Consider the following 13,644-nt stretch of genomic DNA (forward strand, 5'->3'; position numbering starts at 1 on the left):
GCTATTTTCATTCACTATTTTTCTGATCTCGCTGCCCTTCCTGGCCGCTTAACACCAGTTGTTTCTGTTGAATAGGAAGCTTCAATGATAGCAGTTGGATCTACAGAGAGAACGAGATCTTTCATTTTTGGATAAATGAAACGGTTTGTAATACAATAAATGATTCTCTTATGTTCTCCTAAAAAACCACCTTCTCCATGTAGATACGTAACGGATAATTGCAATTCTTTCATAAGCAGATCGCCTATTTCTTTATTTTTACCAGAAATAATCATGACGCTCTTTCCTTGGTTAATACCATCTAATATGAAATCAATCATCTTCGTAACAATATAGAAAATTGCTAATGAGAACATCGCTTGTTCGATTGAAAATAAAATCGCTACAAATGTGAAAATAACTGCATTTACAGCAAGTAAAAATGTACTAATCGGTACTTTAAAGTGTTTGTTCATCCAAACCGCTAACATTTCTGATCCATCTATTGCGCCACCCATTTTAACAACAATCCCAACGCCTATTCCAAACAGTACACCACCATAAAGTACAATTAATAATTCAGAAGTTGTAATCGCCGGAAATGGTTTTAAATAGATTAATCCGAGTGTTGTAACTACATTTGCATAAGATGTACGGATGAAGAACTTCTTCCCCATTACTTTTGCAGTAAATAACAGGATAGGAATATTAAGTCCTAAAAACACTCCGTAAAGCGGTAATCCAGCAACTTTATTTGCCATAATAGCAATGGCCGTTACCCCACCATCTACTAAGCCATTAGGTGCTAAAATAAGCTCTAATGAACCCGCTACAATAATCGATCCAATTGTTAATAATACGTATTCAAATACTCTTTTCATTCATTACCCCCAAAACTTATATATTTTCTTAGTATTATTTTAACGTAATTTTACTACTAATTCAAAGATATGAGTTTATATACACAAAAGTTTCACCTTTACAGTGATTTTTTTATGTAATTTATTTACAGAAACACACTTACGTATTACAGTAAGTGTGCTCCAAACATTTATTTAAGTTTTAAGTATGAATTCATTTTCATTTTTAATATTTCATCAACTGCCCTATTATACCCACCAGCATTTCTAAGGGACTCACCAACTTTACGACTATTTTCTTTAAATGTCACATCATCCATTACTTTTTCTACAGTTTCACGTAACAATTCAGAACTTAATTCTTTACGATTAATCCTTATTCCAGCCCCTACTTCACTCACTCGTTGCGCAACTAAAGGCTGATCTCCTGTTACCGGAATTACAACTAACGGGACACCGTAATATAGTGCTTCACTCGAACTATTCATACCACCGTGTGTCACGAATACATCAGCATGCTGTAATATTTCTAATTGCGGTACGTAATTATACAACTTAAAGTTATTCGGAATGTTTTCAAATTGATTTAAATTTATCTTCTTACCAACAACTAATACGACTGTCGCTTCTACATCTTTAAACGCTTCAAAACATTTTTCATATAGTTCAGGTTGTTCATTAAAAACTGTTCCCATAGAAATGAAAATCAATTTTTCATCTTTTAAATCTTCCATAGAAAAGCTGTCTACTTCTTTTCGAGTAGCAATTGATGGGCCGACAAACTTATACGATTCATCGAATACATCTGAACGCGGCTGGTATTCTTTTGAAGTATATACAATAGTAATATCACCAGGATGATTCATAATATCATACATACTATTACATTTCATTCCATACTGCCTATTCCATTTTTCCATTCCCGCTAAACAAGATTGATATAACGGATTCGTTTCATCTACTTGTCTTGATTCTTGTTCATCATTAAAATTAATGTACTGATTAAAAGCAAATGTTGTACAAGAAGAAACGCTAGGTAATTTTAAAATATTGGCTATAATACGTCCTACGGGAAAATGATTATCGTATAGCAAGTAATCGTACTTTTCCCCTTTTGTTTCTTCTACAATTTGAGTCACAATACGCTCTGATGCTTCAATCATATGAGATAGCATCGTCAAAGGACTCCCACCTTCATTTACTCGTTCCATAATATTAATTTGAGAGAGGAAATTCTCAAACACTCGGAATTCTGCACCTGTTGCTTCAATCTTCTTTCTATAATCTCCAATACAATACGAAACAACTGTCTCCCCTCGCCGAATTAACTCACTTACAATAGCTAAAGTCGGATTTATATGACCTTCTCCGGGAAAATTTATTACGAGTACATTTGCCATCATATTCTCTCCTATCTAACAATATTAATAGTTAATTATATTAATTAATTTAAAACTATTATAAAGGAATCTATTCTACTTCTTCATATTTTTCACTTCATTTTATTATTGAGAAATATTTTTCATAACCTACATTATAACTCTTATAAAAGTATGCTTAACCTTTCATTTATTGAAAAATACGGGAGTTACATTCAGGCATTTTTACAGATTTATCATCAGAAACATTATTTTGATAATTCATACAAAAGTAGAAAAATATAATTTCCACACTGATTTCTCACTATAAATTTATTTAAGTTCTAAGTTGTCCTCATCATTATCCACTTGGAACATATTCTGTTATATAATGAATTTATAGAATTTACAGAAAAAGAGGTAACTTCATGCTACAACAACTATTCACTTCACCTATTTTATCTATTCAAGCTTTACACCCAGGTTATGAAGACCATGCAAGCGATGTGTTTCTCGTCCGAACAGAAGATGCAGAAGTCATCGTTCGTTCTTCTAAAATGAATGAAGAGCCAAATAATGATTTTTGGTGGGGATGTAAAAACCTATTTGGAATTGATCCAAGGAACGTACATCATTTAAAAGCTGTACATACATTGCTGCAAGAACATACTAATCTTCCTATCCCAACAATATTAGAAAAACATATTTTAAATGGCCGTGAATTCGTTGTAGCCGAAAAGTTAGTAGGTAACACAGTTCAATCTTTTATCGGGCAACCAGATTCTATTTTATTCAGTCTAGGAAAAGGGCTTGCAGAAATACATACATTTAAAGCCGATTACATAGGAAATGTGTCAGGTTCCTTCCAAATTACACTAGATGAATTCCAATCACACATTTTAAATGCGAGTAAAGAGCTTGTGAATATGTTTTATTCCGATAATGAAAGCATACAAAATGCATTTCCTACTTTTGAATCACAACTTTCTTCCTTACCAGCACCAAAGGAATCAACGCTCGTTTTAATTGATATGGACCCTACTCAGTTTTTATCAGATGGTACAACTATTACGGGATTAGTAGATACAGAAGCCTATGCCGTTGCTCCCCGGGAGTTTGATTTTATCGGCTTAGAATATGTGTTTACAGAAAAAGAGGCACATGCTTTTAAACAAGGTTACGAAACCATTATGCCCCTTCCTCATCTTGCAGAATGTAGACCTCCCTATCGATATTTGTACCGGTTATTATCTGTTCAGGGCAGTGTGGAGTTAAAAAAGTGGCTTAGTCATCCATCCTATTTTTAAATACGAATGAGAGGGGTTTTGAAATGAATATTGAACAAAAGAAATCTTTAATAGCAAACGAAATTCAGCAAATGAAAGATTTAGCTCATATTTGTGGGCAACACGATCAAATTGATTACTCATCAGATTTACATATAAACTTTTTAACTGCTCGCAATAATGAAGAGGTATATGATTTCCTATTTTATGATAATACTCAATTAATCGGTGCATTAAGTATGTATGATTTTGAAAGACCGACAAAACTGGAGTTAATAGGGTTTGTTCATCCGAACTATAGGAAACAACATATAGGCACTACTCTTTTACAAACCGCAATGAAAGAAATACGAATAAGAGCGGCAGATGAAGCTCTTATTATTATGAATGGGGATTCTGCTTCTGGGAAAGAATTTGCAAGACATATGAAGTTACCTTATTTATATAGTGAATATAGTATGGAGTTCAAAGCTAAAGAAGTTCAAAAAACAACAAAGAATTCCATACAGCTTACTCTTGCATCTTCAGGGTCACTTCTTGATCTTATTGAAATTTCCAGTAAAGCTTTTGGAGATTCAGCAAAAAATACCGCTACATGGTTACAAAAAATGATGAATTCCCCTTCCTATCAAGTTTACTGTGCTCTTATCGACGAAAAAGTGATAGGAACGATTACAGTTTCTGAGCAAGAACAATCTACTACACTATCAGGATTCGCCGTTCATCCTTCTTATCAAGGTAAAGGATACGGAAAAGATATTCTTAGTTATATGGTACATACCCTTATTACAAAAGGAATTTCAACAATTGAATTAGACGTCGAAACGAAAAATAACCACGCTTTAAAACTATATACACAATGTGGTTTTGAAATGAAAAAGAAGCATGACTATTATAATGTAATGAATCTTGAGGTGAATACATATGTGTAAAAAACTAATTTATTCTGATTATGATATTTTCGCATCCATTTATAATAAACATTGGGGGCATTATGCTGAACACTCCTATCTACTTTTGGAAAAACTCGTTTTACAATATGCACCACCACATTCTCATATTTTAGATCTTTGCTGCGGGACTGGTCACCTTACTAAGAAATTAATTGATAATACTTTTTTAGTAACTGGTATAGATGGTTCTGCTCAAATGATTGAATACGCACGTCAAAACGCGCCAGACGCAACCTTTATCGTCGATGATGCTCGTTATTTCAATATAAATGAGCAATTTCACTATGTTATCTCTACTGGCGATAGCTTAAACCATATTTTAAAATTAGATGAATTAAAAAATGTTTTTCATAATGTTTACTCCGTATTACATAGCGAAGGTACATTCGTATTTGATATGAATATGGAGAAATGTTTTCTTGAAAATTGGATTGCTTCATTTCATATTTCAGCGGAAGAATATGTATGTACAATTGATTCTACATATGATAAAGAAAATAAAAAAGCAGAAATGAACTTTATACTATTTCAACATGACATAGATAATAATTGGAAAAGAAGTGACTTTTCTTTTGAGGAAGCTTGTTATTCCAATGAAGAAATAATTTCTTCATTGGAATCTGTAGGTTTTAAGAACATTCAATTACACGGTACAAACAGAACATTTTTCATTTGTCAAAAATAAAAAAACTGAATCATAACGATTCAGTTCTTTCTTAGTATATTTACGACAGCAGCCGTTTCATTATTTTCTTTATACACTCGCGGGATTCTTCTGTCTAACATACAAGTAACTTCATAGTTAATTGTACCTAACATATCCGCTACTTCTTCTACCGCAATTTCTTCTTCACCTTGTTTACCGTAGAATACTACTTCATCCCCAACTTGTACTGGCATTGCTTTTGAAACGTCTAACATAAGTTGATCCATACAAACACGGCCAATAACAGGTACTCGAACTCCATTTATTAATGCATGCCCTTTATTAGATAACTGACGATTATATCCATCAGCATAGCCAATCGGTACAGTTGCAATCCATTCTTCACCAGTCGTTACATACGTATTCCCATAACTTACACCGCGATTCTTCTTCGCATGTTTAATATGAGCTACTTTTGATTTTAATGACAACGCAGGCTGTAAAGAAACGACTGCATGATCTACCTCTTTTGAAGGATACATTCCATATATTCCAATACCTACACGAACCATATTTTGAAATGTATTGCTAAGCTCCATTGAACCTGCACTATTTGAACTATGAATATATGGAATATGAATTCCTAATTCTTTTGCTGCATTGACAGCTTTCTCAAATAAACTTGTTTGCATATTCGTATATGATTTATCAATTTCATCTGCCGTAGAGTAATGTGTAAACATTCCTACTACCTCTACATACTCCATACGGTTTAATTCTTCTAAAAATGGTTTAACCTCTTCTTCTTGTAAACCGATACGACTCATTCCTGTATCAATTTTCACTTGAATTTGCGCTTTCTTTTGAAGACGGTTTGCGATTTCATTTATACCTTGTAAATCTTCACTTCTATAAACAGTCATCATAACGTCATATTGAATTGCCTCTTCCGCAGCTGCTACTGATGTATAACCTAAAATTAAAATCGGCACGTTAATTCCTGCTTCTCTTAACTCTATCGCTTCATCTACAAATGCAACTGCAAGCTGATCTATTCCTACTTCAATAGCAGCTTTCGCAACTTCAACCGCCCCGTGACCATACCCATTTGCTTTTACAGCAGCCATCATTGCAATACTTTCATCATTCACACGCTTTTTAAATTCTTTTACATTATGTTTTACTGCATTTAAGTCAACTTCAATAATTGTATCTCTTCCATATTTCAAACTCATTGGTCTAACTCCTAACTCAATAATTGCATTCCATTCTATTTCACGTTTCATATGACCTTTTACAATATAATACTTTTCAATATGCTAGTCAAACTACTAGAATTTTCGGAATTTTGAGTATGATATAATACCCTTAAGAAACTATTATATACGGAGAAGAGGAGAATTACAATGTTTGTACAATCTGCATTGCATCAACTACAAGTTGCTGTTGATACTTCTATTCAAATGCTTAACCAATATAATGAAGATAGTTTAAAAATACAACCAATTCACTCGAAGCGAGCTTTATTTGAAATGTGTGCACACCTTTCTCTGATTTGCCATGCGGATTTACTCATTTTAAATGGTAGTACTGAAAAACAACTACACACTTTCTATAAAGAACAAACACCCGAAACAATTACGCAAATGCAAAAAACGATGCTACAGGGCTACGATGTACTTTCTAAAACTTTTTTATCCTATTCCAATGAAGAATTAGCGGAAATTAAGACTGCTTATTGGGGTATTTCTTATTCCCGTTTTGAATGGTTGCTTGAAATTGTTGCACACTTTTATCATCATCGTGGGCAAATTCATATTTTATTGTGCGAGCACATTAAAGATCCTAACATACCTTTATTCCAATAAAGGTATGTTAGACGACATGAAACTTCTCTAAAGCAAATAAAATACCACCTTCACTCGCCTTCTTTGTAACGAAATCAGCTTTTGTTTTTAGTACTTCTCCGCCATTCCCCATCGCAATTCCTAATCCTACATATTGCAACATCTCAATATCGTTTCCACCGTCACCAAAAGCAATTGCTTCTGATTTACAAATGTTTAAGTGATCCAATACTTTTTGAATTGCGGTGAGCTTCGATACTTTATTATCTTCCAATACATTTATGACATAACCATGAAAACGGTCGAATGTAAGCATTGGGTATTTTTCAATAAATTTTTGAGATTCTATTTCATCCGCATACAAACATAAACAATAGATCTCTTCAGACAAATCCTTGCTTTTTTCAGGGTACTCCCCTAAATTTAACGTCTCGCTAAGTGCTTGCATTACACGCTCATTATCTGAGGCTATTCCGTTCATTGTAAAATCCTCAGTAAAATAAGAAACGCCGTGACCATGTAATTCTGCAAACTCTGAGATATCATGAACGATTTCACTTGAAAGTACCGATTTATGTAGAACTGTTTCCCCACACTTAATATGTGCACCATTTGCAGAAATAATTGTATGTATGCCCAGCTCTTTAAATTGCGAACATAAGCTATATGGTCTCCCTGTTGTAACAACTACGTGAATTCCTTTATCTATTAATCTTTGTATCGCTTCTTTTGTACTTTCGTGCATACTTCTATCAATCTCACTTAAAAGCGTACCGTCAACATCAAAAAACACTACTTTGTACACGGGTCTTTACATCCCGTCCAAATGATTCGTATCATTAATGAAATGTACCGTTTTTTGTTCGCCATCAATTTCAATTAAGCTTATTCCCGTATCTCCCATTTTAAAATAATAGTCCATTGAAATGGGCATTTTGAAAAACGCACGTAGTAGACTATTTATTACACCACCGTGTGCAACGATTGCTATCCGTTCATACGTATTCTCTGTCACGATTTTAGAAAAGATTCCTTCTATTCTCATTCTAAATTCAATAAATGATTCCCCATTATCAAAACGGTCATGAAGAAACTTTGGCTCTGGATATTTCTTTGCTTCTTCAAAAGATAAGCCTGCTTGCACTCCGTTATTAAACTCCATTAATTCCTCTTCTAGTTGAATTGGACATCTAATTCCTTCAGCTAACGTTTCACCAGTTTCACGAGCACGCTTTAATGTACTTGCCCAAATAAAATCTGGTGGAAAATCTACTTTCACTTTCTGTACAAGCCTTTGCACTTGCTGTCTTCCTTTTTCTGTTAATTCAAAGTCAGCTCGTCCTTCATGTACGTTTAAGATATCAGCTTCTGATTCTCCGTGGCGTATTAATAATATTTGCACTTGTTTCCCACTCCCTTGTTTAATATCCACAAAATTCCATTATATCATATTTTAAATTTTATTTAACAAAAATATATTACTTTGACAGTTTTTTAACCGTCTAGTAAACGTGTTATTCCACTTAACATTTCCAAACACTCTAAACTTATAATTCTTTAAAAAGTGACAAACAAAAAAGCCCTATCCATAATGGCAAAGGACTAATATTTTTTATCCTACTCAAAAATAAAAAGAGAAACGGCATTCCATTTCTCTTTTTCACTCTTATTGTTCTTTTTGTGTATCTGAAGAAGGCAATTTCTTCGCTTGTTTTTCTTTAAAGATTTCTCCAATGGCCCCGAGAGTACCAAGCGTCTCAATTGCATTAGACGGAATAAAGACTTTATTTGCTGGCCCTTTTGCAACCTCAATCAATGATTCAAATGATTTATAAGCAAGTACGCGTTCATCTAAATCTGCTGCACGAAGTAATTCAATTCGATTTTGTTCTGCTTTTGCAATTTCCTCAATCGCTCTTGCTTCCCCTTGCGCTTCTAGTTCTTTTGCTTCCTTTATACCTTCAGCTTCTCGAATACGTGCTTCTTTATCACCTTCAGCCATTAAGATTTTACTTTGCTTTTCACCTTCAGCACGAAGAACTTTATCTTGTTTTGCAGCTTCAGCTTCTAAAATGATCGCACGTTTATTACGCTCTGCTTTCATTTGTTTTTCCATTGATGCTTGCACATCTTTCGGCGGATTAATATCAACAACTTCAACACGTTCAATACGAACGCCCCATTTTTCTGTTGCTTCATCAAGTGCTAAGCGAATTTCTGTTGAAATTTTTTCACGACCTGATAACGTTTCATCCAGTTCCATATTACCAATGATTTGACGCATCGTTGCAGAAGTAATGTTACGAACACCATATTCATAGTTTGAAATACCATATGTCGCAAGTTCCGGTTCCACAATTTGATAGAAAATAATTGTATCAATCTCTACTTGTACATTATCTTTCGTAATTACCTTTTGCGGCGGTACATTCGTTTGTTGAATACGTAAGTCATGATATACACGAACTCGATCTACAATCGGGATTAATAAATTTAATCCTGGCTGCATAACACGTTGAAACTTACCAAATCTTTCAACGACTCCAACTTTTTGCTGTGGAATAATTTTAATTGTTAACGCGATAAATGTAACAACAATTAGTGCTAAAATAATCGTTAATGTTAATGCTACTGCCATATTTATTCACTCTCCTTTTTAACTTGTAATATAGTACTATTCCTCTTTATAACAATAACTTTTTCTCCAACATCAATTGGATCATCTGCAATAGCTGTCCAAGTATCTCCATCCACCTTCACAATACCATTCGCTTCATTTGTAATCGCTTGCATAACAATGCCTTTTTTACCGACAAGCAAATCTACTGTATCAGTAAAACCTTTTGCTTCTCGAAAGTTTTTTGAAATTCTTTTCGTAAAGAAAGTCAATGTTAAACTTACAATCGCACCAGCAACAACTTGTAACAGTAGTGCTTCAGGGGCAAACAAAGCAATTAGACCTCCGACAACAGCTCCAATTCCAAGCCAAAGCATATAAAACGTAATCGACAACAGTTCCGCAATAAATAAAATACCAGCTATTATAAACCAAATTACCCAAGCAGCCATATGCAACCCTCGCTTTCTTTCTCATTTTCTATATGTATATGAAGAAAAGAATGGTTTATCCGCCCTTTCTTATACCGGGGCATTTACTACAAGCTATTGTACATATTCACTGTTATAAAAAGTATCAATAAAATACTATATTAATATATTCTTCATTATACATGACATTTCCTTTCAAAAAATGACAAAAAATTAAATTCTTTCACAATTCCAACTTTCAAATTATAATTATTCTAACTATTGGAATTTTTTCCCTCAGGAAGGTTGTGTACTTATTGCAAAATCGTTCACTAATTTACTATTTAGGCTCTAAAATATGCATTACTCTCGCTGACATCGTATACATCATGATTATTACAACTCATATGTATACCACAACGAAATCAGCTACATTAACCGCGCTTTTTCCATTAGTACAAGTCATAACTAATCTTATAGCAAATACATCTGCACCACTTATCATGAATCGTTTTTCATCTTATTCCTTACTTTTCACACTACAATGGACAAAAACTGTTCTATTATTTTTATTAATGATATTATTCCCAGCCCTTTCCTCAAACGTTGTAACACTATTCTTTTTCATTTTTTTCATTTCTTTATGTAGCGGCTGGAGCGCACCGTTATTATACGGTATCCTTCCTCGCCTTACACGAAAAGAACAATTAGTAAAAGTAAATAGTATTTTTTCCTTTTCCACACAAATTGCGCAAGCCGCTGCTTATTCATTTACAAGTGTTATAGTTCTTCTTATCGGTGCTACTTCTACACTCATGATGAATAACATTTTGATGATTTTTGGGTGTGTTGCACTACACGTTTCATTACGTTCCATACATACTGAACGAGTAATTGAACCTTCTTCTTCAAAAGGCGCTGCTTTACTGGAAGGTTGGAAACTCTTATTTCAGAACCCCTCTCTCCGTACCGTTACATGTATGGACTTAATTGAGACTTTCGCAGGGACGATATGGATCGGCGCTATTACGATGGCTTATGTAACAACTGTCCTTCATAAAGGAGAAGAATGGTGGGGATATATTAACACAAGTTATTATGCGGGGACGTTAATTGGCGGGATATTAGCGTGGAAAATGAGTACATACATTCAAAACAATTTAATACGCTCCATGGCGATAGGCTCTCTTATGTTTAGTATTCTTACATTTTTATATGGTATGACAAGTAGCGGGTTTATTGCGCTTTTTCTATGCGTTCTAATGGGGCCATGTTATCAAATTAGAGATATTTCTCAAACGACGGTTTTACAATCCAGCGTCGCTCCTTCTTTATTATCCAAAATGTATACAGCACACGGCGCACTTCTTTCAACAGCTTCTGGTCTTTCTATGCTTAGCATTGGCATTATTACCGACCTGTTCGGTGTTCGTACTATTTATATTCTCGCTTCTATCCTTATATTGTGCTCTGCTTGTTTATCATTTAACTTATTAAAATATGATAAAACAGAGAAAAAAGATATTTCACTTTAATGAATAAAATAAACAGGACAGGAATTCCTGTCCTATTTATTTTATTCATGATAAGTTAGGGATTTTCCGATGCTTTGTCGCTTGTTCAAAAGCGTATGCTAGTTTAATCAAGGTCCCCTCAGAAAAAGCAGTGCTTGCAAGAGTAATTCCAAACGGTCTTCCGTTATCCATATATCCCGCAGGTATCGCTATAGACGGATAACCTGCTTTCGCACATATAGTCGAGCCGATATAGGAAGGGAATAGAATCGCATCAAGATCATATTTTTTCAGTGCAAAATCAATACCTTGTTCTTGTGAAAAATATATATCTGCTAATCTTGCATTTAAATATTCTGGATTTCTTAACGTATTAGGAAAATCTTTTCTTCTTTCTAACTTAGTTTGTCCATATTTTAAAGCTCTTTCAGCTATGTTTTCATTAAACGCCATTAACTCTGAAATAGAATGTACTGGCATAGTAGAAGGTAATTTAGAAAGATAGTTATCTAAACTATGCTTTAATTCATAGAGCGATACTCCCCAGCTCCATTCTCTATGAAAAGACGGAATATCAATATTTTCTACTACTGTTGCTCCCTCACTACGCAATACTTCAATCGTTTCCTTAAACAATTTTTCATCATATTCACCAGTTTCATAATAATCTTTTGGTGCATTGCTATATACACCAATCTTTGCTCCATGTAAACCGTTAACATCAAGATATTTTGTATAATCATGTTCTGCTATACCTTCACTTTTATGAGTAGCTACATCCTTCTCGTCTACCCCAGTTAAACTCCCTAGCAAAATAGCAGCGTCTGTAACCGTTCTAGCAAATGGACCAGCTGTATCTTGCGAATACGTGAACGGAATAATGCCTCTACGACTAATTAGACCAACAGTCGGTTTAATACCGACTACAGAATTTTGAACAGCCGGGCTTAAAATAGAAGCATCCGTTTCCGTTCCAACAGATACTACTGTAAAGTTAGCAGCAACTGCAATCGCAGCCCCCGTACTAGAGCCACCAACAAACATATCATCCTCGCCCGTCCCATATGGATTGATTGTTTGTCCACCTCTTGCACTATATCCAGCCCACATGTCAAAAGACATTGCATTTGCTAATTCTGTCATATTTGTTTTTCCTATTATTACTGCTCCTGCTTCTCGAAGTTTCGTAACGAGAAATGCATCTTCACTACTTATATTTTGTTCCAGGGCAATCGTACCTGCACTTGTATGCATAGAGTCATTCGTTTCAATATTGTCCTTAAGTAAAACAGGTATACCATGTAATGGTCCCCGTCCACCTTTTGTCTTTCTTTCATAATCTAACGCTTCTGCAATAAAAATAGCGTCTGGATTGATTTCTAAAATAGAATTGATTTTTGGCCCTTCTTGATCATATTTCGCGATTCTATGAAGATAATACATAACTAATTCTTTTGAAGTTAATTGCCCAGCTTCCATCGCTACTTGTATATCATGAATTGTTAATTCTTTTTGTAATCGAGCATTGAACTGAATCTCCATCTTCATTCTCCTTCTTTAAAAGCTTTTATTGATAACGTGTATCTATTACTTTTTCATTTTCTCCGCTCCTCGCATATACAACTACAATCCCTTTCAAAGAATTCAACTTACCAATGTAAAAACCTTTTATTTCCTGAAAAATAAAAAAGTCTGAAACGATTAAATTTCCGCTTCAGACTCTTTTATTACTTTACATATACCTCATCTAACAAATGTAAAAACTCACCTTGTTTCCCAGCTAGTGCAGGGCATTTTGCAATATCAATCCATTCGTAGCAAAATACTAACCCTTGATCTTCCTCACCGGCACTTACAATATGTTCCCAATCATCTTTTACATCTGTTAGTAAAGTTACGTGGAAAAAATGCCGCTTTTGATATTCCTTTTTCTCTTTCACAAGTATGATGTAATCGGCTAGGAATCTTTCTATGCATAAATGACGTAATCCAGACTCTTCCTGTACTTCACGTAAAATTGCTGCTTCTAACGTTTCCCCTTCGTCAACTGTTCCCCCTGGTACTTGTATACCAGCTTCAGGTATATCACGATGTTTAAAAACAAGCAGTTGCATAACTCCTTCTTTTTCTCTTGTCACATATGCGTGTACTTTTTTCTTATATAACACCGTCAT

14 protein-coding genes are annotated in these 13,644 nt (G+C 34.3%); 5 read left to right on the top strand and 9 right to left on the bottom strand.

Features of this window, described 5'->3' with window-relative positions:
- Nucleotides 1-14: 14 nt before the first annotated feature.
- Complete coding sequence (locus DT250_RS17090; RefSeq protein ID WP_000831975.1) at nt 15-860, bottom strand: YitT family protein; 846 nt, start codon at nt 858-860, stop codon at nt 15-17.
- Between the two features lie 170 nt (nt 861-1,030).
- Entirely contained in the window at nt 1,031-2,239 is a 1,209-nt protein-coding gene (locus tag DT250_RS17095; protein WP_088609019.1) for a macrolide family glycosyltransferase, read from the bottom strand.
- A 386-nt stretch (nt 2,240-2,625) separates the two neighbouring features.
- On the opposite strand from DT250_RS17095, the gene DT250_RS17100 reads away from it, so the two are divergent.
- The 3 genes from DT250_RS17100 to DT250_RS17110 are packed head-to-tail and all read left to right on the top strand — an operon-like array spanning nt 2,626 to nt 5,121.
- Nucleotides 2,626-3,504, top strand: a complete 879-nt coding sequence (locus DT250_RS17100; protein WP_149213394.1) for an aminoglycoside phosphotransferase family protein — start codon at nt 2,626-2,628, stop codon at nt 3,502-3,504.
- A gap of 23 nt (nt 3,505-3,527) precedes the next feature.
- On the top strand, nt 3,528-4,415 hold the full coding sequence (locus DT250_RS17105) for a GNAT family N-acetyltransferase (protein WP_149213395.1): 888 nt from the start codon (nt 3,528-3,530) through the stop codon (nt 4,413-4,415).
- The gene (locus tag DT250_RS17110) at nt 4,408-5,121 is read left to right on the top strand and encodes a class I SAM-dependent methyltransferase (protein ID WP_097889431.1); all 714 of its coding nucleotides are present in this window, start codon (nt 4,408-4,410) and stop codon (nt 5,119-5,121) included. Before DT250_RS17105 ends, DT250_RS17110 begins: the two co-directional genes overlap by 8 nt.
- 20 nt (nt 5,122-5,141) lie before the next feature.
- Here DT250_RS17110 and alr read toward each other — a convergent pair whose 3' ends face one another.
- Nucleotides 5,142-6,317, bottom strand: a complete 1,176-nt coding sequence (gene alr, locus DT250_RS17115) for an alanine racemase (RefSeq protein WP_149213472.1) — start codon at nt 6,315-6,317, stop codon at nt 5,142-5,144.
- A 171-nt stretch (nt 6,318-6,488) separates the two neighbouring features.
- On the opposite strand from alr, the gene DT250_RS17120 reads away from it, so the two are divergent.
- A complete protein-coding gene (locus DT250_RS17120; protein ID WP_098147741.1) occupies nt 6,489-6,950 on the top strand; it encodes a DinB family protein in 462 nt (153 codons plus the stop codon).
- Nucleotides 6,951-6,957: 7 nt separating this feature from the next.
- Here DT250_RS17120 and DT250_RS17125 read toward each other — a convergent pair whose 3' ends face one another.
- The 4 genes from DT250_RS17125 to DT250_RS17140 all read right to left on the bottom strand — a co-directional run bounded on the left by DT250_RS17125 (nt 6,958) and on the right by DT250_RS17140 (nt 9,998).
- Nucleotides 6,958-7,734 (bottom strand): Cof-type HAD-IIB family hydrolase, encoded by a 777-nt coding sequence (locus DT250_RS17125; RefSeq protein ID WP_098856743.1) that lies wholly within the window; start codon nt 7,732-7,734, stop codon nt 6,958-6,960.
- 6 nt (nt 7,735-7,740) lie between these two features.
- Nucleotides 7,741-8,331: a histidine phosphatase family protein gene (locus DT250_RS17130; protein ID WP_149213396.1), complete on the bottom strand. Its 591-nt coding sequence runs from the start codon at nt 8,329-8,331 to the stop codon at nt 7,741-7,743.
- A gap of 264 nt (nt 8,332-8,595) precedes the next feature.
- Complete coding sequence (locus tag DT250_RS17135; RefSeq protein ID WP_088063126.1) at nt 8,596-9,567, bottom strand: SPFH domain-containing protein; 972 nt, start codon at nt 9,565-9,567, stop codon at nt 8,596-8,598.
- 2 nt (nt 9,568-9,569) lie between these two features.
- Nucleotides 9,570-9,998 carry an NfeD family protein gene (locus tag DT250_RS17140; protein ID WP_087982739.1) on the bottom strand — a complete coding sequence of 143 codons (429 nt, stop codon included), beginning with the start codon at nt 9,996-9,998 and terminating at the stop codon, nt 9,570-9,572.
- A 275-nt stretch (nt 9,999-10,273) separates the two neighbouring features.
- Here DT250_RS17140 and DT250_RS17145 point away from each other — a divergent pair, with 275 nt between their 5' ends.
- A complete protein-coding gene (locus tag DT250_RS17145; protein WP_149213397.1) occupies nt 10,274-11,491 on the top strand; it encodes an MFS transporter in 1,218 nt (405 codons plus the stop codon).
- A gap of 45 nt (nt 11,492-11,536) precedes the next feature.
- Here the strand turns inward: DT250_RS17145 and DT250_RS17150 are convergent, their stop codons facing one another.
- Nucleotides 11,537-13,012: an amidase family protein gene (locus tag DT250_RS17150; RefSeq protein WP_097906684.1), complete on the bottom strand. Its 1,476-nt coding sequence runs from the start codon at nt 13,010-13,012 to the stop codon at nt 11,537-11,539.
- Nucleotides 13,013-13,197: 185 nt separating this feature from the next.
- Complete coding sequence (locus tag DT250_RS17155; protein WP_076537077.1) at nt 13,198-13,644, bottom strand: NUDIX hydrolase; 447 nt, start codon at nt 13,642-13,644, stop codon at nt 13,198-13,200.

It is taken from the genome of Bacillus sp. AR2-1, assembly GCF_008368755.1.
GTDB classification, from domain to species: Bacteria; Bacillota; Bacilli; order Bacillales; family Bacillaceae_G; genus Bacillus_A; species Bacillus_A wiedmannii.